The following is a 25682-nucleotide window of genomic DNA, read 5'->3' as shown; positions in this document are numbered from 1 at the left end:
ATATAAAATCGAGTTTTTAGTTAATTGTTATTTTATAGGATTTATGTATGAATATATGGTATTATTATCTCAATATTTCGCAATATTTTCTAGAGGGGAATGTAATGAACGACATAAATAATAATAATAATAATAATAAGCTTGTCGACAAGCTTATTGAGGTGAATCATAAGCTGTATTTTAGCGACATCTTTCTTGAGCAGATGAGCAGAAATGTCAGGGGCCCTCTGTATTCTATAATCGAATTTTCCAAGATAGCACTTGAAACCGGTAACGATGAAACAGCAATAAAGCATTATCTTGATAAGATAAGCCATGCAAGCCATTTAATGAACGAGTCCATGGATGATGTTATGGCAATGCGTCAGATTGCAATGAAAAACGTCAGCCTGCATCCTGAGCTTGTTAATTTGGATGAATTTCTGAAATCGCTAAAAAATGATATGGCTAATCTTCTTGATCCCACCGGAATAGAGCTTATTATTGAAAAGAAGGAACTGGAAAACTGTTATATCAACGCAGATTATACAATTCTTTTTCAAATTCTTCGCAAGATGATCAGAGTAATTACTGAGATGATGCCCCGAAAGAATGTGGTACATCTGGATGTCCAAAGTAATGGCTGCGTCAACAATAATATTGACATCAGTTTTAAGGTTTACGGCAAAGATACTACTATTATGAGCAGCAAGCTGCAGGCTTTAAAAGATGAGTTTGCTGCAATTGAATATGATATGTATTCAAGTCTTGAATCCATGGATCCGACTATCACTATTATCAGATTCTATGCACATGAAATGGGAACAGATGTTGTCGAAGCCACCTCAAATCCCGAAGAGGGATCAAGTGTACAGCTCTCCATCAAATTTCCTATTGTATCGGTTGGCGAGTATTCAGCTAAGGTTAACCGCAAATTCGACTTTTCACAGAAAAGAATTCTCGTAGCTGACGACGATGAGATCAATCTTGAGATAATCGATAAGCTTCTTAGAGCAAAAGGCGCAGAGGTTATTACCGTACGCGATGGCAGAGAAGCGCTTCTTACCTACAGAGCAGAGCATGGCAAATTCGACTTGATTCTTCTTGATATTGTAATGCCTGATATAGACGGCCTATCTGTAGCCAAGCAGATAAGGGAGAACACAACCATTCCTACATCCAGAAAGATTCCGATCATAGCCATGACCGTAAATGCTTTCCATGAAAATTACGAGCAGAGTCTCAAGGCCGGAATGAATTCACACCTTGTAAAACCGGTCGACTCCGGAAGGCTGTACAACACAGTTGCAGAGTATATTTAGTATTTTTTTATAATACAGCACTATTACAAAAGCCCCACCCGCATTTCTGCGGGTGGGGCCTCTCAAACTATTTTTTTATTTTACGACAATAGTAATTGTCTTAGTGGTCTTCTTGTATTTTCCGTTTTTATCAACAGTAATCTTTACCTTGTAGGTTCCCTTCTTGGCACCCTTCTTGACTGTGCAGATTACCTTCTTGCCCTTTACCTTAACGTCAAGGTACTTCTTGAGCTTCTTGGAAGATACGTTCTTAGCTGTAATCTTACCCTTGGATCTGTCGATCTTAACAGTAATCTTCTGATTCTTCTTTGCTACCTTGGAAGCATTGATTTCCTGCTTATCCTGAGTAATTCTTGCCTTTGTCGGATCATCATCGTCCTTCTTGGAGTTATCAGCTGTGTCAGCACTTGTAGAAGCTGTGTCGGCACTTGTAGAAGCTGCCGGGGTTGTGTCAGCAGCGGCAGTGTCATTAGCTACTGCTGCAGGCTGACTGGGCTGGCTGGGCTGAGGAGTTTCTGCTGCCTTAGCGGGCTGCGCTGCATCCTCGTTTCCGTTACCATTGCCGTTATTATTTGTTACAGCCTCACCTTCAGCAAGCTCAACAATTGCAAAAGTACTGAAGTGACTTACAGTGATAACCATTGTATTATTTACAAGCTTAGGCTTAATAAGCTCATAGGTTCCGTCAGCATAATAGTGAAGAACGTAAAGTCTTGAACCTAAGATGTTCTTCGGCATAGGCAGAGTGATTGTAATGGGGGCTACAAGTTCATGAAGCTCTTCATCTGCCGCATTTCCGTCGCCAACCTTAAGTGACATATCAATCTGAGCTACGCTGTTGAACTCCTCGCCGACAGCCTTCTGGTTTTCCTCTGTAGTAGGCTCAATTGAAAGTTTAGCTGTCTGTTCGGGTGCAGCATTAAGTCCTGCTCCGGAAACAGAAGCGGCATTAGTATTTACATCATCTCCGAATACTTCCTTAAGAGTTTCCTTTGTCTGCTCATCCTCTGAAGGCTGAACAACAGTTACACCAGCTGCTTCTGTATAAGTTTCCTCAAGTTTCTCAAGCTTTTCAGCGATTGCACCATTGGATTCAACCTTATCTGCCATGGAATCAACGGTTCCAAGACCCTTAAGGGACTCCTCAACAGTTTTCTTCATCTGCGCAGTTTCGTGGTTCTGCTTCTGCTGCTCAAGTTTGTTCATAGCAGTATCTATGCCGCCGGCAATCTGCTCTGCGTTCTTACCATCAACAGTAATCTCACACTGAGCTGTGAAGCCACCATCTACTGTAGTTACAGTAATAACAGCGCTGCCCTCACTCTTTCCTGTGACGTTGCCTTCCTCATCAACCTCAGCAACGTCAAAATTGGAACTCTCAAAGTTTACTGCAGCATTTGTTGCATTGAAAGGCTTTACAACAACAGACAGATTGAATGAATCACCAACACCCAGAGTTGCATTTGTCTTTCCGAGTGATACACCCTTAACCTTAACTTCTCCGTCTATGAAACCTGCATAAAGTGTGATATCACCTGTAGGAACATAATCCTCAATTGTTGTTCTGGTAGCTACAAGAGTTTTACATTCGGGGTCCATATACCAACCAGCAAAGCCCTGACTACTCTGATCGTCTCCCTCGTCTGTGTATGCCCAGATTTCTCTTCCGAGTTTCTTTCCTTTTCGTACAGCTACGTCATAGGTCTTTTCATCGTTGTTAAAGACCCATCCTGCATTTCCGTTAAAGGTGATGGTATATCCCTTTTCATACTTAGCGTAAAGAGTCACATCCTTTGTAGGCTTATATTCATAGTAAATACCCCCATTGTCAGGATCATACTCATAAACCTTCTTAGTGAATGAGGCGTCCTCATACCATCCAACAAATGATTCTTCGCCTGAGTAAATATTGCAAATCGGAAGCTTAATAGTTTTACCCTTTGGTACCACATCTGTGAAGATACTTGTATAACTATGAGTGGAAGGAACTTCCATCTCTCCGTCTCCGGCATCCAACGTAACTGTATAGCCCTCATCCCAGATAGCATACACCGTCATATCGGAACTTATCGTTGTTTCTTCTGTTATATAAGTTCCGGTTCCGTCAGCCTTTGTATTCCAGCCAACAAGTCCGAGATTATCATTTGTAGCATGAGGCATTCTCCAATCTAATGTGGATCCATCCGCCAGCTGTCTTGTAATCTGAGTTTTATTATTAGATCCGTAGATTTTTCCACCATTTGCATCGAAGGTGACTTTATCAGCCTTATTCCAGATAGCATACAGTGTCATATCTTTATCAGGAGTAGTTTCATAAAAGTCTATCCGCTTAGTGCCTGTAGGGGTTGTTGACCAACCTCCGATTACATAACCATCTCTTAAAGCAGTTATTTCACCATCTTCGTAATACCCGAGGCTTCTGCCTTTCTTAAGGGTTACTGTCACTGCATCCTTGAGAGCAGAAGCATCAGAGAAGTCCTCTTCCCACATGCCGGGGTATACTTTACCACCATTGCCGTCAAAGGTTATCTGATAACCCTGTTCCCAAACAGCATATAAATATACATCTTTATCAATTTTTTCAACCTTATCGATTGTATTCTTTCCATCAGGTGTAGTACTCCAGCCTGCAAATGCCATATTTGAAGGATGCTTAAGAGTACTGTAACTTCCAGGCCATGCATCCAATCCCTGCTGGCAGTTCACTATCATCAGATCGGAATACTCACCGGCATTCGAATTATATGAAGTATAATAGCCACCGTTTGCATGTAAATACATCTTATAGGTTTTGACCCACTTAGCATAAATATCCATATCACCTGTAGGGATGAAATCGTAGGTAATGTCCATGCCACTTCCGTCAGGCTTGGTGTTATATCCTGAAAACTGTAGGTTATCATCATTATTCACATATGAGGGCATATAATAATAATTCCCAAAAATAGTTGCTCCTTCAGGTACAGTAAGCTCTATCTCTGTTTTGTCTTCACCGTCGTATCTGAAATAACCTCCATCTGAATTTGCATGATACGTTATCTTATTACCCTTTTTCCATACAGCATAAAATGTCATATCAGAGTTTGGTGTGTAACTGGTATTAGATTGAACATTTTCCTCTCTGTCAGGAGATGTGCTCCATCCTGCGAAAGCAAGAGAACTATCACTGTTCTTCATATTGTAGCTACCCATATATGTCTGCTGACCCTTTTTGATTTTATACATATATTTGGTATCTACAGCAGTACCCATGTTTACAAAGTAACCACCGTTTGCATCATAGGTTATAACATAAGCATCATCCCACTGAGCATAGAAAGTGACATCTTCTGTGACAACATAACCATAAATATCTGTTATTGTCTCGCCTTTTCCATCTGCTCTGGTATTCCAGGATGAGAATATTTTTGCATCATCAGATGAAGGAATACTATAGCCTCCGATTCTTTCACCGGAAGCCACTGAGCATTCTGATTTCTGGCTGTTATCGTAAAAATATCCACCATTTGCATCATAAGTAACTGTGCATCTGTCGCCCCAGATTGCATATAGTGTTACACTGTTTCCGGTTGGAACATACGAGTACAACTCAACTATATCATCCACAGATTTAGATGTACTCCATCCCCTAAACATTTGATTGTCGTCATTAACAGCACATATAGCTCCGTTGTAATTAACATACAGATTACTGCTTAATGGAGCATTACGTTTAAATTGCAGTTTCAACTTAGAGTCATTAACCGTACGACCATTACCGCCATTATCAGTAGTTTCCATATAATACGAGATTGTTCCACCATTGGCATCAAAGGTAACCTCGCAACCATCTTCATATACTGCATAAAGTGTTGTATCCTGGTACGCTGTAATCTCATTAATCTCTACAGCCTGACCGCCCTCTGTTAATGACCATCCTACACACACCTTTGAAGAATCATTGGCATAGGTTACATACTTTGTTGAAAAATACTCACCCTGAGGAATGTTGACTGTCATGGTCTTGCTGCCATCATAAAACTTACCATCACCGGCATTATAAGTGATGGTGCACTTCTCCGACCACTTGGCATAAAAAGTCATATCCTCGGAAACAAGGACATCATAAAAGCTTGTAACATATCTTGTGCAATCCTTATCAAGATACCAACCGTTAAACACATAATCCCCATAGGTTTTTCCTGTCATATAGGTCAGATACAAGTCACTCTTTGAGTTTTTCTTTACATAATAGGAATGTGTGTATTCGTCAGAACTAAATTCATCAGCAGCAATACCGTAATCAAAGGTCACCTTGTAGCCGGGTTCCCACTTTGCATATACTGTCACATCCTCTGTAGGAGTATAATTTCCATCAACAAGAGTAATTTCTTTTGTCAAAGCGGCATCTTCATACCATCCGGCGATAACCTTGCCATCACTTGTATATCCCGAGACACTTCCAATTAAATACATACTTGATCCAACAGGAATTGACCATTTCTCGTCTTTACACTCCGGATTCTGATTAAAATATCCCTCACCGGCATCCAATGTCACCGAATAACATTCTCTAGTCCAGCCTGCATAGTATGTCTGTCCGGGAGTAATTGCGGTATTCTCTGTTACCTGCTGGGTGCAAGCTGCATCGGTATACCAACCGGTAAGACCATAGTTTTCTCGATATGCATTAGGCATTCCTGTTGACTGGAGTGTCTTTCCTCCTTTTATATACCATTTTCCATCAGAATCGCCATATTCAATGAAAGATGTAGAACCATTACATGTACCACCATTAAAATCTACGGTAACATATAAATCACTGTCTTCATTAACCGCACGCCAGTTAGCGTATATTGTCATATTTCCTTCGGGAACAAAGGTTTCAATATCACTTATAGGCTCATCGTAATTCGAGTCCTTATACCAGCCATCAAAAAGATAATTATTATAGCTGTCAAACGGTTCCGCCACGGTTCCTATAGCTGATCCGGCATCAATAACCTGTTCCCTGGTAGCTTCATAATAGCCATTGGAACTGATATTATAAAAACCACCCTGACTTGTAGCAAAGGTGATCGTATATTTCTCACCCGCATTAGGCTCAGCCTTGGCAACCATGTTTCCCGGCAAAAACAGCAACAGCATCATCATTGCCAGAACACTAAGTAAACACTTCCCTTTCATTAGTACCCTCCTAGAATAGACTAGTTTTATTACAACGTTTTTAATACATAACTTAACAAACCGTTATCTAGTCTACTCCAGAAATTTAAGAATGTCTATACTTTTTGCTCATATTTTTTAACTATTTTTGCATTATATTTGCAATTTATTATTTAAGCTCAAATTTACGTTATTATTTTAATTATATTGCGTCTATCATTCATATCTTTTATGACTTCCTTTCATCACTCACAAAGTAAAAAAGGCTTCCTTCTATAATGAAGAAAAGCCTTTATCAGAAACCTGCATGAAATTCATATAATAGTAATATTCAATTGCCACATGAAATCTACTAATCCACCACAATATCCGCTGCGGTGCACCTCACAACGCTGGTAAGGTCCGAGGGACTTAGCTCTATCTGGTATCCCACCTTGCCGGCGCTGACAAATATCCGCTCATACTGCATTGCAGTCTCGTGGATGAATGTAGGGAACTGTTTCTTCATTCCTATAGGTGAGCAGCCACCGTGCACATAACCGGTAAGCGGAAGGAGTTCTTTTTGCTTGATCATACTGACTGCCTTCTCGCCTGCTGCCTTAGCTGCCTTTTTGAGGTCAAGTTCTTGCTTAACGGGAACCACGAAAACATAGTAGGCTCCGCTTTTTGCCTGCGTAACAAGCGTTTTAAAGACCTTCTCGGGATCCTCGCCGAGAAGGCCTGCTATCTCTTCGCCGGACATCGTCGCATCCGGATTATAGGCGTGACTCTCGTAAGCTATCTTCTTTCCGTCAAGCACACGCATAACATTTGTTTTTTCCTCTTTTTTCATATCATTCTCCTACTGACTGCACTCCTGAAGAACGGGTTTTAACCCGCGGAATTCATCCAGGTAATCAGCAATCTTCTCCTTAATAAATTCAATATCGTTTCTCTTCCCCGCAAATTCAAGTTCCTTCGATTTTGCTGAAAAATCCGCCATCCCAAGCGTCAGTGAGCTCCCCTTAAGGGCATGAACAGTCACGATAAACATTTCGAGATCATCATTTGTAAGACAGTCCTCAAGCAGATCAGCCTTTTCATCAATATGATCCGTAAACATGGAAAGCGCCATCATATATGTCTCGGCAGTGCCGCAATACTCAACGCCCTGCTTTACATCGATCCAAGGAATATCCAGAAGCTTTGCCGGAATTCCTTCCAGTTCATCATCTTCCTTTGCCTCTTCGACCTCTTCCGATGATGCCTGCGCGACTAAATGGACCTTCTCATCAGGAAGAAACTGAATGAGCATATCCATAAGTTCTCCGACTACCACAGGTTTTGACAAATAATTGGTAAAACCGGCTTCAAGCATACGCTCACGGTCTCCTGCAACAGCGTTTGCCGTAATGGAAATAATAGGTGTTGTGGCAGCCTTCTCTGGATATTCTTCCTTTATTTTGGCAAGCGTTTCGATGCCATTCATGTGTGGCATCAAATAATCAAGCAGAACAAGGTCATATGAACCAGCCGCAAATTTATCGATTCCTTCCGCGCCGCTCTCCGCAGTATCTATCTGAATTCCGGTCGGCTCTAGGAGCCCACAAATTACCTGCAGGTTCAAAGCTGTATCATCAACAATCAGAATGTGACTATCCGGTGATGTAAAGTTTCTACGCTCTGCCTTATCAGTATATTTATAAGAAGTAAGAGCATCCATCCAGTTTTCACCAATAGGAGTGTTCTCCGCAATTTCCTGCGAAACATCAAAATGAAAATTCGACCCTGCATTATAGATACTGTCCACGCTAAGCTGTGATCCCATCATCCGAAGAAGGGCCGAGGTTATAGAAAGTCCTACACCTGTACCCGCTATAGTACGTGTGCGATTTGTATCGAGCCGTTCAAAAGGCGCTAACAGTTTTTCCTTATCCTCGTCCTTAATTCCAATTCCTGTGTCAATCACAGATACTCTTATGGCAGCAATGTTCTCTTTTTTCTCAAGCACCGTTGCCTTAAAGGTTACGCTTCCTTTTTCCGTATATTTAACGGCATTTGTCAAAAGATTAGTGATCACCTGCTTAATTCTCAGCGCATCACCCTTCATCCTTACGGGCATCTTAGCATCTATTTCAAAGCGAAGTTCAAGTCCCTTTTCCTCAGCCCTAAAACGAATAAGATTATAAATATCTCCGATAACATCCGGCAAATAATACTCTTCGCAGACAAGCTCCATCCTACCTGTCTCTATCTTGGTAAAGTCTAAAATATCGCGTATTATGGAAAGAAGACTTGTCCCGGACTTCCGAATATTGTCTGTACAGGACAGGATTTTATCATCATTGGAGCTTTGCCGTATAATTTCATTCATTCCCATTATTACATTGATCGGGGTACGAATTTCATGACTCATATTTGTCAGGAAAACTGTCTTGGCAGCATTCGCTTTTTCAGCCTCTTTTAAAGCTCCATCCAGAAGAATAGCCTTTTCAGCTGCCTCTTCCTCTGCAACAAATGCATGAATGAGACAGGTTGAAATCAAGAAGCCAGTCACACAAAAAGGCAGAAGCGGATTAAAGGTTTGAAATGTCATAAAAACAGCCATAACTGCCCCTGATACTGCAATTGTCCGATATTGATGTCTCTTGTTTTTTGCCTCCTTAAAGTATGCCCTGAAAGTGTATAATGCAACTACTGTAAAAAAAACATCCTGTATAATCAAAAAAAGATATCGTATAGGCAGTGATAAGAAGATGCCATTTTCGTCAAATGAAAATACTATAGGGGTAAAAATGTTAATCACAAGACATGAAACAACAAAGATAAACGTGACTTTCCCAACATCAAGAAGAATCCTGTCAGTAAAGCTGTTCCTATCCAGATAGGCCACAACAAATCTTGTCCAAAATAAGACAGCAAGAGCTTGCGATGCGAAATATGCGATAGTATCCAGATAAACCAACGGGATAATATGCATCTCATACAATAATCCCCAGGCGATATCTGTTACCATAAACAGAATAAGGCTGTGAAGAAAGTGCCTGTATTCAAGCTTTGCTTTCGGTAATTCCCTGCTATATCCTGTTCTAAACAGTTTGTTGTTTATAATAAAACATATTACTAAAGATAACGAAGCTAAACTGGAATAATACATATAGTGACGCCCCCTGTGTTGTCACAATGAATCTATTTATCATCCTCCATAAATCTCATCTTATTGCTGCCTTCAGGCTTGGGCTGACCGATAGCAACACCGATCTGCTGGGACTTTTTCCTCTCTTTCATACATTTGGGACAGATTGTACCGAAGTTTGTGGGGCTTCCGCAAACCTGGCAATAGTTTCCCATGAGCACCTGTTTCATTGAAGGGTCGTCCTTGTACTGAATGCGACCCTGTTTAATCCAATTCTTCACTTTACTGAGAGGGATATTAAAGTGCTGCGCCACCTCATAATCCCTCACATCATTCGCACGGATATAGTCGCGGACATCACAAAAGAGCTCCTGCTCAGCACACAAGGGGCAGAGATCCCCCTCCACACCATGAAGAAGCTTTCTTCCACAATTTTTGCAAACTCTTACCCCTGTCTTAATTCCATGGGGATCGATCTTTGCACCCTGGGCTTGTTCAAAGCGCTGCAGGTTCTTGTCATAGCTGTCCATACTCATACCTCTATTTTAAAACGTTAAAGCGGAAAATTAAATAAAGATTGCGCTGTTTAGATTTTTTTAATCATTCTGCTCATTGCAACATGGTATAGTGCATGATATACTATGTGAGTTTTGAAATTAATTAAACTAGTTATTTCCTTATTCTATGCCTTCCCCCTGGGGGCGCTCGACGTCCGGGGGACGTCGGTCCAGCGCGGACCGAAGCGGAGCGTAGACAGGTGGCGGATGAGGGGATTGTAAAATTGAACCATTCATTTCATACGGAGGTAAAAATGAAACAGACAAGAAACGATGTCAGAAACGTAGCAATCATAGCCCATGTCGATCACGGTAAAACCACACTGGTTGACGGACTGCTCAGACAGAGCGGCGTATTTCGTGAGGGCCAGGACGTCGTAGAGCGTGTTATGGATTCAGGCGATATCGAGCGTGAGCGCGGAATCACCATCATGTCCAAGAACACAGCTATTTCTTATAAAGATATAAAGATCAACATCATCGACACTCCCGGCCACGCAGATTTCGGCGGAGAGGTTGAGCGAGTTCTCAAGATGGTTAACGGCGTTATCCTTGTCGTTGACGCATTCGAGGGTGCGATGCCCCAGACCAAGTTCGTTCTTGGAAAAGCGATGGAGCTTAAACTCCCCGTAATCGTATGCATCAACAAGATCGACAGACCCGAAGCTCGTCCCAATGAAGTTATCGATGAGGTTTTAGAGCTTCTTCTTGACCTTGGCGCAGATGATAAGCAGCTTGACTGTCCTTTCGTATTTGCATCAGCAAAGGCCGGAACTTCATCCATGTCACTTGATGAGCCCGGAAGCGACCTTAAGCCCCTTCTTGACACCATCATTAACTACATTCCTGCTCCTGTCGGCGATCCCGATGCAGGCACACAGATGCTCATCAGCACAATCGACTACAACGAGTATGTAGGTCGTATCGGTGTAGGAAAAATTGATAACGGTTCAGTTAAGGTAAATCAGGAAGTCCTCGTAGTAAATCATCACGAGCCTGACAAGTCCTACAAGACTAAGATCAGTAAGCTCTATGAGTTCCAGGGTCTTGGTAAGGTTGAGGTTCAGGAAGCAGGCATCGGTTCAATCGTCGCTATTTCCGGTATCGAGGATCTCAAGATCGGTGATACACTCTGTGCAACAGATGCACCTAATGCTATTCCTTTCCAGAAGATCTCAGAGCCCACAATCTCTATGAACTTCATCGTCAACGATTCACCTCTTGCAGGTCAGGAAGGTAAATATGTAACTTCACGTCACATCCGTGACCGTCTTTATAGAGAGCTCAACACCGATGTATCTCTTCGTGTTGAGGACACCGAAACAACAGAGACTTTCAAGGTTTCAGGACGTGGTGAGCTTCACCTTTCAGTTCTTATCGAGACAATGCGTCGTGAGGGCTATGAGTTCGCAGTAAGTAAGGCTGAGGTTATCTACAAGGAAGACGAGAACGGCAAGAGGCTTGAGCCCATGGAGAAATGCTACATCGACGTTCCGGAGGAGTTTTCCGGTAGCGTTATCCAGAAGCTCGGTGAGAGAAAAGGTGAGATGATCAACATGGGACTTGCAAACGGCGGTTATACACGCCTTGAGTTCCTCATCCCTTCAAGAGGACTTATCGGTTACAGAGGTGAGTTCATGACAGATACCAAGGGTAACGGTATCATGAACACCATCTTCGACGGCTACGCACCTTACAAGGGAGATATCTCCTATCGTAAGCAGGGTTCACTTATCTCCTTCGAGACAGGCGAGGCTGTAACTTACGGTCTGTTCAACGCTCAGGAGCGCGGACAGCTCTTCATCAGCCCCGGCGATAAGGTTTACTCAGGAATGGTTATCGGTACTTCAGGAAAAAGTGAGGACATCGAGGTTAACGTATGTAAGACCAAGCACCTCACCAATACAAGAACATCATCTGCTGATGAAGCACTCAGACTTGTACCTCCGCGTATCATGTCTCTCGAGCAGTGCATCGACTTCATCGACACCGATGAGCTCCTTGAGGTAACACCCACAACTCTTCGTATCAGAAAGAAAATCCTTGATCCTACACTTAGAAAACGTGCAGGTTTCGCTGCTAAGAACAAGAAATAAAAAAATATCGGGGTCGCCCAATACCGGGCGGCCCCGTTTTCGTTTACTCAAGTTCCTTCGCAACATCCTTTAGCAAAGAGCGAATTTCCAAATGTTGAGGACAGGCGGTTTCACAGCCTCCACATTCGATGCATTCGCTGGCCTTTCCTTTTCCGTCAGAAGTTAACACATTTGCATAATACATCTTCTGATTCCAGTCGTTGAAAATTTTCCTGGTGTTCATGCAGGAGAAAATCTCCGGAATCATAATATTCATCGGACAGTGATTCTGTTCTACGCAGTAGTGACATGAGGTGCAGGGAATTGCATCAAGGTCCTTGTAGATAGCTGTAACCTTGGCTATTGCACCCATTTCCGCCTCATCCAGAGGCTTAAAGTCCTTCATGAAAGATACGTTGTCCTTCATCTGTGCAAAATCGCTCATTCCGGAGAGAACTATTCGTATTCCGTCCTGGCTCGCAGCGAATCTAATGGCATAGCTTGCATTTGATAATCCGGCTCCCAGTTCATCAAATACCTTCTGTGCATCTGCAGGAAGATTCACAAGATTTCCTCCCTTTACGGGCTCCATCACGATAACCGGCTTGCCGTGCTTTCTGCACACATCAAGACATTTGTGGCTCTGAACGGCAGGATCCTCATAATCAATATAATTGAACTGAATCTGAACGATCTCTACCTCGGGATAAGTTGTGAGTATCTTATCCAGTACCTCTGCACTGTCGTGGAAAGAGAGCCCTACGTGCCTTATCTTACCCTCTTCCTTGAGCTTGAAGGCAGTCTCGTATGCCTTGCACTTCTTGAAATGCTCGAAATTCTTTGCATTCTGGGCATGCATCAGATAGAAGTCAAAATAATCCACGCCGCAAGCATCGAGCTGACTCTGGAAAAATGGCCGAATATCCTCTTCCTTGCTGAAATAGGGCTCAGTCAGTTTATCAGTCAAAAGGAATTTTTCTCTCGGATATCTGTCGGAAACAGCGATTTTGATAGCCTTTTCAGATTTACCATCAATATAGCCATGCGCAGTGTCAAAGTAATTAAAGCCGCTATTTATGAAATAATCCGCCATATCCTTGAACTGCTCGATATCAACTTCCGCACCCTTCATTGGAAGTCTCATGCATCCAAATCCGAAAAATGTTTTTATTTCAGGGAATGAATTGTCCATTGTGTGTCCTCCAAACAAAATGATAATAATTCTTAAATACTCAATTTTAAATTTTATCATATTGATTGCGCACAATATATAGGGCATTATGTAAAATAATTATTATCGATTATTGTGACTTTTTCAGACTATACAAATCAAATTCAAAATGGATAATAACCCTCTCCGGTCTCCTCGATGCCAAGTCTGCCCTCAGTCTTCTGAGTAAGACCATCTTTAATTCTATCTGCGTCTTCCATGCGAACAGTGATGTCATACTCCACCTTGTCGGTGTATGTTTCGTTTTCAAGAGGAATCTCCTCCTGTCTGAGGTAATACTGAATGCCGTTCACCAGTGTGTAATCGGCGGTTAGGTGAAATCTCTTGCCATAGACCATCTCTCCCACTTTTGCTGCGGCGAGCCCCGCCTGAGCCGCCTGAGTGTAGGCGCGTACAAGTCCCCCGGTTCCAAGAAGAACTCCTCCGAAATATCTTGTTACTATTATAAGGACGTTAGTTACTCCGGCGCCTTTTATGACTTCAAGAATCGGTTTTCCCGCAGTACCCGAGGGTTCACCGTTGTCACTGCACCTGGTTGTTCCAAAATCCGAGCCGATAACAAAAGCATAGCAGTTGTGTCTGGCATCCCAGAACTTTTTTTGAAAAGCAGCTATCTGCTCCTCAGCCTCCTGCACGCTCTCCACCGGTAAGACATTTGCAATGAAGCGGGATTTCTTTTCAACTATTTCACCGCATCCCTGCTCTAATATCACTTTATAACTGTCCGTTTTTCCCATGTATTCCCCCAGACTATCCATTATTTGTCATATTTGATATAATAGTAGTTTGAATAATACTACTTATTAATATTACTAAAAAATGATATACGAATTGCTCTGTATATCATACCACTACTGGAGGAATTTATGAATTTTGGAAGAAAAGGTATCAGAGATCAGCAACACTCTATAATCTCAGGTACTACCAAATGGGGGAAGAAAATCTCTCTTATATCATTTGAACTTATACTTATAGTATGCATCGGTATTGCTGTTATCGGAGTATGCGCAGGTATCGGTGTGTTCAGAGGTATTATTGATACTGCGCCGGAGATTGGCAAAATAAACGTAACTCCCACCGGATATTCAACCTTTGTATACGATACGGAAGGTAACCAGACTGCAAAGCTGGTTTCAACCGATTCAAACAGAATCCCGGTTACAATGGACATGATTCCCGAAAATCTTGCTCACGCTTTCGTAGCCATAGAGGATGAGCGTTTTTACCAGCACAACGGTATTGATATTCAGGGTATCTTCAGAGCTGCTTACATTGGTATCACCAGCCATGATCTCTCTCAGGGTGCAAGTACCATAACCCAGCAGCTTCTTAAGAACAACGTATTTACCGGATGGACCAGTGAGAACTCCGATATCGCCAAGATAAAGCGTAAGGTTCAGGAGCAGTATCTCGCAATTCAGCTTGAAAAAACCATGAGCAAGGAGGATATCCTCCTTAACTATATGAACACCATCAACCTGGGCTCTAACACTCTCGGTGTGCAGGCAGCTTCACTTCGCTATTTCAACAAGTCTGTTACTAACCTGACTCTGTCAGAGTGCGCGGTTATCGCAGGTATCACACAGAACCCCAGCCGTTTTAATCCCATTACGCATCCGGACAAGAACGCTGAGCGCCGTGAGACAGTACTGAAAAAAATGCTGAAACAGGGCTACATCTCTCAGATAGAGTTTGATGAAGCAATGAACGACGATGTCTATGCCAGAATTCAGGTTGCTGACAAGGAGACTGCTGATAACACCATCAACTCCTACTTCGTCGATGCCCTTACAAACCAGCTTATCGACGATCTCATCGATGCAGGTTATAACGAGACTCAGGCTTATACGCTCCTGTACAGCGGTGGTCTTAAGATCTACTCAACACAGGATCCTGCTATTCAGTCGATCTGTGACTCGGTTTACATGGATGAATCCAATTATCCTGAAGGCACTAAATACCTTCTCGATTATGCACTTACTACAATTGATTCTGAGGGCAATCCTACCAACTACAGCACAGAGATGATGAAATCTTATTTCCAGCAGGAGAACAAAGGCTTCAACATGCTGTTTAACTCAGAGGAAGAAGCAGATGCGGCAATTGAAACCTATAAAGCTGCAGTTGTCGGACCAAATGATACCATCGACGGTGAGCGCAAGAATCTCACACCTCAGCCTCAGGTATCTCTCACAATTGAGGATCACACCACAGGCTATGTGGTAGCCATGGTCGGAGGCCGCGGAAACAAGACCGCTTCCAGAACTCTTAACCGTGCAACAGACACTGTTCGCCAGCCCGGTTCCACCTTCAAGGTGCTCTCAACCTATGCACCTGCTCTGGACAGCGCAGGACTTACTCTTGCCACAGTATTTAACGATGCTCCGTTCAATTATCCCGACGGCCGCCCCGTTAACAACTGGTACGGCGAGTCCTACAGAGGTCTTACCTCTATAAGAACCGCTATCGAGCAGTCAATGAACATCATCGCAGTTAAGACGATGACCGTTATCACTCCTCAGCTTGCTTTTGATTATCTGAAAAATTTCGGTTTCACGACCCTTGCTGAAAATGAAGAGATCAACGGTAAAATTTTCACAGATGTTCAGCTTCCTACAGCTCTCGGAGGTCTGACACACGGTGTCACCAACATGGAACTTAACGCAGCTTATGCGGCAATCGCAAATGGCGGCGTTTACATCAAACCAAAGCTTTATACCAAGGTTGTTGACCACGAAGGCAACACTCTTCTTGATAACACTAACTCCGATTCCACAAGAATCCTCAAGGAGTCCACAGCTTATCTTCTTACAAGTGCAATGCAGGACGTTGTAACCAAGGGTACAGGTACCGCTGTTAACTTCGGAACAACCGCCATAGCAGGTAAGACAGGTACTACCTCAGATGAGAACGACGTTTGGTTTGCAGGCTACACAACCTATTACACTGCAACTACCTGGGCAGGCTATGACAACAACGTGGATCTGACCACCAAAGCAGAGCAGCATCTTGCGAAGGACATGTGGAGAGCCGTAATGTCCAAGATACATGAGAACCTACCCTCCACCACCTTCGAGAAACCCGCTTCCGTTGTCACAGCCACGGTTTGCTCAAGATCAGGAAAATCGCCTATTGCAGGACTCTGCGATGGCACACTTATGACTGAGTACTTTGAAGAAGGTACTGCTCCCTCTGATAGCTGTAACGTTCACTATTCAGGAATCCTGTGTCAGAGTGATCAGCATCCCGCTACAGAGCAGTGTCCTTTCAAAATATCAGGTGTATTTGAGCTTATTCCTCCGGAGCCTGCAGCACTTCAGGCACAGTCACCCGGCGGCAGCGGTTCAGGCAACTACACTACCAGTGTTGACGAAGCAGGAAATACGGTTGTAACGCCTTCCGTAACCTGTCACCACACACCTGAATTCATGGCTCAGCCGAATATACAGGAAATTCTTGCTCAGGAGACAAGCCTTATCCAGCAGGGTATCATCTACACAGGTCCTGCCGTGGGCAATGCAAATGCTACACCTGCAAGTCCGGATTCTCTCAATACTACGGATCCGAATGCAGCACCTGCTGAAACACCGGCAGAAACTCCTGCACCTGCTGAAACACCGGCTCCCGCTGAAGCTCCCGCAGAGAATGTTCAGCCTGCTGCCGAAGCAGCGCCTGCTCCAGAGGCAGCTCCCGCCGCCACTCCCGAAGAGGACGATGACGACGATGAAGAAGAGGACGATGAATAAGGGGATTCCCGTATAATGGATATACATAATGATCAGAATGTTTCAAAAAAATCCGGATGGAAAACAGTAGTTTTCTATCTTATCTACACAGCCATATTTGCTGCCATGTCAGCTCTTGTCTATGGATATTTCTATTCAAACGGCAAGAGCCTCATCTGCGAGGGTGATACCTGGCGGCAGCATCTTAAGGCTGCGGCTTACTATTCAAAGTGGCTCCGCGGAGTTTTTTATCATGTATTCAAGGACCACTCCCTCAGCCTTCAGACCTTCGCCTTCGGGATAGGATACGGAAGCGACATGTATCCTACGCTTCAGTACTATGCCCTCGGCGATCTTCTTAATTTATTTTCCGCGTTTGTAAAAACAGAATATATTCATATCTACTTCCAGGTAGTTATGATTCTTCGCGCGTACCTTGCAGGTATCACCTTTTCACTGTATGCGAAATATATGCGAAAAGATATGTCCGCGCCGGCACTTCTTACGGGAATGTTCACCTACAGCTTCGGTTCATATTTCATGTACCTCGGCCTGTGGCATCCCTTCTTTGCGAACCCTTTGATCTATCTCCCGCTGGTTCTTCTCGGGGCGGAGAAGATCTTAAAAGAGAAAAAGCCGGCATTTTTCGCTGTTGCCGTCTTTCTCGCAGGTACCAACAATTTCTACTTTTTCTATATAATCGTGCTCCTTACTATCATCTATGTAATCGTACGGCTGCTTTTTTCATACATTGGAAAACACGAACCCGGTGCTATGCTTCGTACCATCGGCACATTCTTTGCCTACGGAATTATCGGCACCCTGATGAGCATGTTCATACTGCTGCCCGTTCTCGTTGCTTTTCCGAATAATCCGAGAGCAGCTTCCGGCATCACAATCCCGCTCTTCTACGACGCCGCATATTACAAGGAGCTTTGGAAAAATGTTTACAGCTTCGTCTATCACGGATCAAACGACACTCAGCTTGGCTTTACACCGGTATTTGTAATAGCTGCTGTATTCGTTATTATCCGCGCTGTGTATTATCTAGTAGCAAGAAAAGGCTCTACAGAATCCGGAACAAAAGCAGCTATCTACCAGGAACTGGTTTACATGATACTTCTTACCATCTTCCTGTGCCTGCCGTTTTGCGGATATATCTTTGCAGCCTTCTCCTATGCAGTAAACAGATGGGCTTTTGCCTGTGCCCTTTTCGCAGGTTTTATAACCGCTGAATTTACGGACTTCACAGGAAATAAAGCAGCTGCCTTCATGGGAAAAGGAAAAGAGCGTAAACCCGCTTTTGTCGCTTCTATCGTAAGTATAATGATCCTTATGATAACACTTGGATTTATCACGAAAAATGGCCGCATGGCGTACTCACCCGACGAGGGCAACATGATAAGAGACTACATGGATATCTGCACTCCCGAGGAAATGTATACCCAGCTGCAGAGCACCGAGGTTCAGGTGGTCGAAGAAAATGCAGCAGCTTCAGGCCTCGATGCCTCAAATGATTTCTATCGCTATTCGGGACGCGACCTTGTCTGGAACGCTGCTATGCTCGATGGCATATCCTCAACACAGTTCTTCTGGAGTCTTGCCGATAAGAGCGTATCCGAGTACTTCAAGCTCATGGCTATAAACGACCAGCAGAGCTTTGCATACTTTGCCCTGGACGACAGAGCAGTCCTTAATTCGATTGCCGGAGTTCGATACTACTCCCTCAGATATAACACCCCTGAGCAACAGGCTTTTGTACCCTGCGGATATGTACCGTCCTATGAAAAGTACAACTTTGGAATCTATGAAAACCCTGACGCTATGCCTCTTGGTTTTACTTATAGCAGCGCCATATCAGAGTCTGCTCTAAGCGCCATGACTCCTGTTCAGCGCGAGGAAGCACTCCTTTACGGAGCCGTTCTAAAAGATGATATCGCATCCAAATATCCTGAAGCTGAGCCGGTTTTCACCTCTGAGTCTATTCCTTATGACATAACTCTTGAGGGCGATGTAAAGGAAGTAAACGGCGGTTTCAAGGCAAAAGCAGGTTCCTCCGTTCTTCTCACCTTTAACGGTAACCCCGGCTGCGAAACTCTTTTGTATCTGAAGAACCTTCGAATCAAGTGTAAAAATGACGTGCCCAGCATCATCATCTCCACAGAACTCGCTGACGGCACCTGTATCAGCAAAAACATCGATTACAAGACAGAGCGCTCCTGGTACTACTCCGGCTGGCATGATTTCCTTGTAAATCTCGGAAATGCCAACGAGGCAAAGACCTATATCAGAATCAATTTTAATGAAAAAGGCACCTATAAATTCGATGAGATGAGCGTGTATTGCAGATCGCTTGCAACCATGCATGACCGCCTCACAGAGCTTAAAGCACATACACTTACGGATGTGGATCTTCACAAGAATCCCATCTCCTTTGCAACGAATACTATTACAGGAAGCATTGACTGCGGCGACAGTGAGATTCTCTTCTTATCAATTCCTTATTCCAAGGGATGGACCGCCTACGTTGACGGCAAAAAGACAGAGCTCCTCACAGCCGACACCATGTTCAGTGCTCTTGAAATGACCGATGGCCACCACGACATCAAACTGGTTTACCACACCCCGGGTCTCGTGGCAGGATTTATCCTAAGCCTGATAGGAATAATAATGCTTATAATATCTATTGCCTTCCCCTTTGGGGGAAGGTGTCAGCAAAGCTGACGGATGAGGGGGATTGCGCTAATGCTTACACTATCTGACCTTTGTGCAGAACTGTCTATCACTCCCGCCACAGGGAGAAACTGGATAAAGCTCGGTAAGATTAAGCCTGAAGGAAAAAAGGGACGCTCGTATCTCTTTTCTGAGGAGTACGTCAGCTCCCTCAAAGCCGATCTTGAAAACGGAAAGATCAAATCCTTAAAGAGCCGCAGGAACAAAACCTACGTATCGGGTAAGCTCCTGTACAGCTCTTATATTCCTGCGACTTCTCCCAATCTCCCGCTGGTTAACAAACTTATTTCAGACATTGCCGACTTTGAAAGCTGCAGTGCTCTTACTACAGAACCTGAAGAAACAGCGGAATCTTCAGAGCAGACCAAACCTTTTGAACTCACAGATTCCATGCTGAAAGCCATCCTTGCGGGCTGCGCAAAAAGGCTTATTTCCAAAAGAATTTTGGATGAAGAACAGGAGAAATACTCACACCTTATCACGGAGCTTCATCCATCCGAAGACGACACATCCTTACCTGAGGACATCATCTCTCTAACCGGGAACTTCGAGTACGTTCCCGGCGAGGATACTCTTGGTCTGATATACATATCTTTAAAGCACCTTCGCGCAAGGAAAAGCGAGGGAACCTATTACACTCCCGGAACAATCGTACAAAGACTTCTCGGACACCTTTTTGAGGCATCAATCCTCTCAGAAGGTCAGGATAAACAGATCCTTGATCCGGGCTGCGGAACCGGTAACTTTTTATTATGTCTTCCTCCGGGTGTCCCTGCCGGGAATCTCTACGGCTATGATCTCGATGAGACCAGTATTCTTCTTGCAAGGATTAACCTGGCACTCAAGTACAGAATCCCTGATGTCGATTTCTGGAAAGAGCATCTTATAGTAAGGGATTTCCTCCATGAAAACAGGAGTGATAAAACCTACGATATTATCCTTGGCAATCCTCCCTGGGGTTCTTCTTTCACTGCAGATGAAAAGACTTACCTCAAGGATACTTTCGAATGCGGCAAGGCAAAATCACCCGATTCCTTTGATCTTTTTACTGAGCAGGCTCTCGGTCTTCTTAAAGACGGCGGTACACTTTCCTACGTCCTTCCGGAGTCGGTCCTTCTTGTCAAAACTCATCGAATAATTCGTGAGCTTCTGCTGAAGACAACCACACTTACGCACCTTGAATATCTGGGAGATGTATTCGATCATGTCCAGTGCCCTTCCGTGATAATGCAGGTACAAAAGTCCACCGACAGCTTCCTTTCAAAAAATCCTGTCGTATATGAAAAGGAATCCTCCTTCAAGATCACTTCGGCAAGGAAGCTTACAGGAGACGCCTTCGACTTCCTTATGCCCGACAATGAGTACCGGATCCTTAACCATCTGGAGACTCTGCCCGGTGCGAAAAGGCTCGAAGGGAATGCCGAGTTTGCACTTGGAATCGTAACAGGTGCCAACAAGGAAATGCTCAAATCACGAAAGACCGCAAACAACGAAGTTATACTGAAAGGCACCGATATTTTCAAATATGCCTTCAGAATCCCCAAGTGCTACATAAACTTCGATCCCGATAAATGCCAGCAGGTAGCACCTCTTTCCATGTACCGGGCACCTGAAAAGCTGCTCTATCGTTTCATCGGAGGACGACTTGTTTTTGCATATGATGACAAACAAACCCTGTCTCTTAACAGCTGTAATATCGTAATTCCGAACATTGAAAATCTCAGCATGAAATATATCATGGCGATTTTAAACTGCAGCGCCTCCGAATATTATTTCATCAAAAAATTCCGTTCGGTAAAAATTTTAAGATCGCACATCGAACAGATCCCGATTCCGGCTGCGGATGCTGATACCCAAAACAAAATAATTGCCATAATTGACAGTATCTTAGAGCTTTGCGGGACCCCCGGTGATTCAAAATCACCCTCCGAGGGCGAACGCAAAAGCAAGATAACCGCACTTTACAATGAGCTCGATGATAAGTGTTTTAAGCTGTTCAATTTATCGGACAGTGATATCTCATTCATAAAAGATGAACTTAAAAACGAGAACTTATTTCTTCCACTATAGCATTTACGGAATTTCGTGTTATAATTGATATACACTTTCACGTTTTGTGTAAGGAGATTTCTTGTATTTTTTTCAAGAGGATTTAGATGAGTGATAATATCGAAAAGTTAAAGACAATTTCACTTGACGAACATGCGGATCAGTTGTTCGACAAAATCATAAATACTACCCAGGACTGTATCTTCTGGAAGGATACCCAGCGCAGATTTGTCGGAGTAAACCAGGCATTTCTCAATTTTTATGGTTTTAAATCAGCTGATGAAGTTATCGGTAAAACCGACGAGGATATGGGCTGGCATCCGGATCCTGAACCTTTCATGCAGGATGAGCTCCGGGTCCTTCACGGTGAGAGTACTCACAATGTTCATGGCCTGTGTATTGTTAAAGGCGAAGTAAGAGAGATCATTGCTACCAAAACACCCATCTATGATGAAGGTGTTATTATCGGATTTGTAGGCTCCTTTATGGACGTCACCGAGGAGCAGGAACGCATCAGGAAAATCGAACAGCTTAATAAATTAAACGACAAGCTTCTCGATAATGAAAAGCGTGCCAACAGACGCATGTCGGAATTCTTATCCCGCATGAGTAATGAAATCAAGAATCCCATGAACGCCATCTCCGCTCTGTCCTATCTTGGAATGAATCAGGAGGATGTCGACGTCCTTCGAAGTGATATGAGAAAAATCTACACTTCCAGTCACTATCTCTCCAGACTTATGAGCGATATTCTCGATATTGATAAAATCGACGGCGGTAACTTAAACCTCGACCCGAAAAGAGCATCCCTTGATGATATCGTGGACGGCGTTGAGAATATCACCAAAGCCTTCGCAAAAGAAAAAAATGTGACAGTTATCGTACACAGAGAATACAGAGCAAACCCGCAGGTCATCTGCGACCTCGGACGAACTCAGCAGATGGTGATAAACTTAACCAATAACGCCGTAAAGTTCAGCGAGCGCGGAGACACTGTCGAGATATATGTTTCTTCCAAAAAGCACGGTGATTTTTACAGAATAAAATTTGTAGTAAAAGATGAGGGTTGCGGCATCGGCAGTGCCTTTATGCCAAGCCTTTTCAGAACCTTCTCACAGGAAAAGAGGAATCCCAGCAAGTATGGCACAGGTACAGGCCTTGGACTTTCCGTCGCAAAGCGCCTTGCATGTCTCATGAAGGGTGATATTATCGCAGAAAGCGAAGAAGGAATCGGAAGTACCTTCACAGCCACAATAGAGCTCGACGCAGTACCACCGGAAAGCTGACAGCGGGTTAACTTAAATCCCACAATGTAAATCACGAAAAACAACGGATAGCAAGCTCTTTGCTATCCGTTTTATTATCCACACATGTTAAATTAAGATCCGGACTGAACACTTGAAAGAAACTGTCTTGTACGTTCCTCCTTCGGGTTATTTATCACTTCCTTCGCAGGTCCCTTCTCCAGGATTACTCCGCCGTCCATGAAAATAACCTCGTCCGCAACATCTCTTGCAAATGCCATCTCATGAGTAACTATGATCATAGTGGTATTCTTGTTTGCAAGCTCTCTTATTACTCTCAAAACCTCACCGGTAAGCTCAGGATCAAGCGCCGAAGTGGGCTCATCAAAGCAGAGGATATCAGGTTTCAATGCAAGAGCACGGGCTATGGCAACTCTCTGCTGCTGCCCGCCGGAAAGCTGATGCGGGTAGTTATCCATTCTGTCAGAAAGTCCCATCTGATCCAAAAGCTCTTTACCTCTTTTTATGATCGCATCACTATCCTGACCTCCGCTCAAAAGTCCCGGTGCAAGTGTAACATTCTCAAGCGCCGTGTACTGCGGGAAGAGATTGAATTGCTGGAAAACCATACCGAAATGGAGTCTCTTTTCACGAAGAGCATCCGCGCTTTCCATTGGAAGCGATGCATCAAAAAGCTTCTCTCCTCTTACGGTTATAGTTCCTTCGTCAGCTCTCTCCAGGAAATTCAGGCAGCGAAGCAGCGTTGTCTTTCCGCTTCCCGAGGATCCGATAATGGATATCGCCTGTCCCTCTTCCATGTCGAATGAGATTCCCTTAAGAATCTCGCTATTATCAAATTTTTTCTTTATATCTTTAACTTCAAGTATTGGCATTTTCCGTGTACCTTCTCGTCCTTACCTAAAATAGCTCAGCTTCTTCTCGATGTATCTGAACAGCAGTGTCAAAAGTCCGCTAAAGAGCAGATAAAATGCGCCTGTGTAGAACAATGGCCAGATGATTCCGCTGCTCTTAATGAAGGCCTGTCCGTTCCAGATGATCTCATAAACCGCAATAACTCTCGCAAGAGAAGTATCCTTAACAAGGGTTATAACTTCGTTTGAAATCGGCGGAACGATTCGTTTGATGAGCTGCAGGAGAATGACTTTTTTGAAGGTCTGCCATCTCGTCATGCCGAGAACCTGCGCAGCCTCGTACTGTCCTACCGGAATTGACTGGATTCCGCCTCTGTATATCTCAGAAAAATAGCAGGCGTAGTTAATCACAAATGCTATAAGTGCTGCCATAAATCTTCCGGAGGTTGAAGTTCCCCACACGTTTAATCTAAGAAAAATTCCGGGTCCGTAGTATATGATAAGGAGCTGCAGCATCAGCGGTGTTCCACGTACAACCCAGATCAAAAACCTTATAGGTACCCTTATCAGAGGTAGCTTATTCATTGAGCCAAAGCAAATGAGAAGCCCCAGGGGCAGTGAAAAAACAAGTGTTAAAGCAAATAATTTAATTGTTGCCAGGAACCCCTCAAGCAGTGATAAGGTAACGATCCAAAACATATATAGATTCCTCTTTCCGTAGTTTCAAATGCCCCGCCATTAAGCGGGGCATAGATTTCGCTATTTTTTAAAATCAGGATTATCTTGCAATTACGGCGTCCTGAACACCGTACTGCTTTGCAATCTCCATCATGCTTCCGTCAGCATACATAACCCCAAGCTGATCATCGATGTAAGCAGCAAGATCGGATCCCTTGCGGCATCCAATACCATACTCTTCTGTTGTAAGTTCTACTGTGTGTGAAAGATCGGGATAGCTTGTACCCTCACCAATCATAGCGCCTGCCATGAGAAGGTCGATAATACATGCGCCAGAAGTACCTGCCTGAACTTCCATTACAGCATCAGCCTGAGATGTAACGGATACAAAATCATAGCCGTTATCGGTAGCTGCCTGCTCACCTGCTGAACCTGCCTCAACCGCAAAGCTGTAGGAAGCAGCATCCTCTGCACTTTTCACCTCATCCGCAATATCTGACGGAACAACCACAACCTGTGCATTGTTAAGATAAGGCTTGGTGCACTCCATTGCGTTTGTAACTTCGTTTGTAAGTGTCATTCCGTTCCATACTACATCAATTGACTTGTTATCAAGCTCAAGAATCTTGTTATCCCAGTCGATCTCTACAAACTCAGCTTCAACTCCGAGGGACTCGGCAACCTTCTTTGCAAGGTCAGCATCAAAGCCGATCCAGTTGCCGCTGTCATCCTTGTAATCCATAGGAGCAAAGTCTGTGATTCCTACGATAAGCTTTCCTTTTCCTTTTATATAGTCAACATCGGAGCCCGCATCACTGCTCTCTGCTGCCTCTTCTGCAGTATCTGCAGTTGATGTGCCTTCGGCGCTGTCTGTCTTTGCTCCGCCGCATGCTGTAAGCGAAAATGTCATTGCTGTTATAAGTAATCCTGCTATTATCTTCTTTTTCATAAAACAAT

15 protein-coding genes are annotated in these 25682 nt (G+C 43.7%); 6 read left to right on the top strand and 9 right to left on the bottom strand.

Annotated features, from left to right (window positions below):
- Positions 1 to 104 precede the first annotated feature (104 nt).
- Positions 105 to 1301, top strand: a complete 1197-nt coding sequence (locus G630_RS0111550; RefSeq protein ID WP_026498659.1) for a response regulator — start codon at positions 105 to 107, stop codon at positions 1299 to 1301.
- 75 nt (positions 1302 to 1376) lie between these two features.
- Here G630_RS0111550 and G630_RS23635 read toward each other — a convergent pair whose 3' ends face one another.
- The 4 genes from G630_RS23635 to G630_RS0111530 form a co-directional block, all read right to left on the bottom strand.
- Positions 1377 to 6467 carry an InlB B-repeat-containing protein gene (locus tag G630_RS23635; protein WP_026498658.1) on the bottom strand — a complete coding sequence of 1697 codons (5091 nt, stop codon included), beginning with the start codon at positions 6465 to 6467 and terminating at the stop codon, positions 1377 to 1379.
- A 331-nt stretch (positions 6468 to 6798) separates the two neighbouring features.
- Positions 6799 to 7278: a Cys-tRNA(Pro) deacylase gene (ybaK, locus tag G630_RS0111540; protein ID WP_022761563.1), complete on the bottom strand. Its 480-nt coding sequence runs from the start codon at positions 7276 to 7278 to the stop codon at positions 6799 to 6801.
- 9 nt (positions 7279 to 7287) lie between these two features.
- Entirely contained in the window at positions 7288 to 9582 is a 2295-nt protein-coding gene (locus tag G630_RS23630) for a response regulator (protein ID WP_026498657.1), read from the bottom strand.
- 32 nt (positions 9583 to 9614) lie between these two features.
- Positions 9615 to 10091 (bottom strand): hypothetical protein, encoded by a 477-nt coding sequence (locus G630_RS0111530; RefSeq protein ID WP_022761561.1) that lies wholly within the window; start codon positions 10089 to 10091, stop codon positions 9615 to 9617.
- A 281-nt stretch (positions 10092 to 10372) separates the two neighbouring features.
- Here G630_RS0111530 and typA point away from each other — a divergent pair, with 281 nt between their 5' ends.
- Positions 10373 to 12214, top strand: coding sequence for a translational GTPase TypA (gene typA / locus G630_RS0111525; protein WP_022761560.1), 1842 nt, complete (start codon positions 10373 to 10375; stop codon positions 12212 to 12214).
- Positions 12215 to 12257: 43 nt separating this feature from the next.
- On the opposite strand, the gene G630_RS0111520 is transcribed toward typA, so the two are convergent.
- Together G630_RS0111520 and G630_RS0111515 are read right to left on the bottom strand one after the other, a co-directional pair.
- The gene (locus G630_RS0111520) at positions 12258 to 13385 is read right to left on the bottom strand and encodes an aldo/keto reductase (protein WP_026498655.1); all 1128 of its coding nucleotides are present in this window, start codon (positions 13383 to 13385) and stop codon (positions 12258 to 12260) included.
- A 143-nt stretch (positions 13386 to 13528) separates the two neighbouring features.
- Entirely contained in the window at positions 13529 to 14161 is a 633-nt protein-coding gene (locus G630_RS0111515) for a YigZ family protein (RefSeq protein WP_022761558.1), read from the bottom strand.
- Between the two features lie 129 nt (positions 14162 to 14290).
- Here G630_RS0111515 and G630_RS21645 point away from each other — a divergent pair, with 129 nt between their 5' ends.
- From G630_RS21645 to G630_RS0111495, 4 genes are all read left to right on the top strand, one after another.
- Positions 14291 to 17170 (top strand): transglycosylase domain-containing protein, encoded by a 2880-nt coding sequence (locus tag G630_RS21645; protein ID WP_196805786.1) that lies wholly within the window; start codon positions 14291 to 14293, stop codon positions 17168 to 17170.
- Between the two features lie 15 nt (positions 17171 to 17185).
- Positions 17186 to 19873, top strand: coding sequence for a YfhO family protein (locus G630_RS0111505; protein WP_026498653.1), 2688 nt, complete (start codon positions 17186 to 17188; stop codon positions 19871 to 19873).
- Positions 19874 to 19894: 21 nt separating this feature from the next.
- Positions 19895 to 21952: a TaqI-like C-terminal specificity domain-containing protein gene (locus G630_RS21640; RefSeq protein ID WP_049946185.1), complete on the top strand. Its 2058-nt coding sequence runs from the start codon at positions 19895 to 19897 to the stop codon at positions 21950 to 21952.
- Between the two features lie 86 nt (positions 21953 to 22038).
- Positions 22039 to 23217, top strand: coding sequence for a PAS domain-containing sensor histidine kinase (locus G630_RS0111495; RefSeq protein WP_022761554.1), 1179 nt, complete (start codon positions 22039 to 22041; stop codon positions 23215 to 23217).
- 92 nt (positions 23218 to 23309) lie between these two features.
- Here G630_RS0111495 and G630_RS0111490 read toward each other — a convergent pair whose 3' ends face one another.
- From G630_RS0111490 to G630_RS0111480, 3 genes are all read right to left on the bottom strand, one after another.
- Complete coding sequence (locus G630_RS0111490) at positions 23310 to 24068, bottom strand: amino acid ABC transporter ATP-binding protein (protein WP_022761553.1); 759 nt, start codon at positions 24066 to 24068, stop codon at positions 23310 to 23312.
- Positions 24069 to 24089: 21 nt separating this feature from the next.
- Positions 24090 to 24746: an amino acid ABC transporter permease gene (locus G630_RS0111485; RefSeq protein ID WP_026498652.1), complete on the bottom strand. Its 657-nt coding sequence runs from the start codon at positions 24744 to 24746 to the stop codon at positions 24090 to 24092.
- Positions 24747 to 24825: 79 nt separating this feature from the next.
- Complete coding sequence (locus G630_RS0111480; RefSeq protein WP_026498651.1) at positions 24826 to 25674, bottom strand: transporter substrate-binding domain-containing protein; 849 nt, start codon at positions 25672 to 25674, stop codon at positions 24826 to 24828.
- Between the last annotated feature and the right edge of the window lie 8 nt (positions 25675 to 25682).

The organism is Butyrivibrio sp. WCD2001, from assembly GCF_000424485.1.
Lineage (GTDB): Bacteria > Bacillota > Clostridia > Lachnospirales > Lachnospiraceae > Butyrivibrio.
Note: the sequence above shows the minus strand (reverse complement) of the source record. Positions and strands in the feature narration are given on the sequence as shown.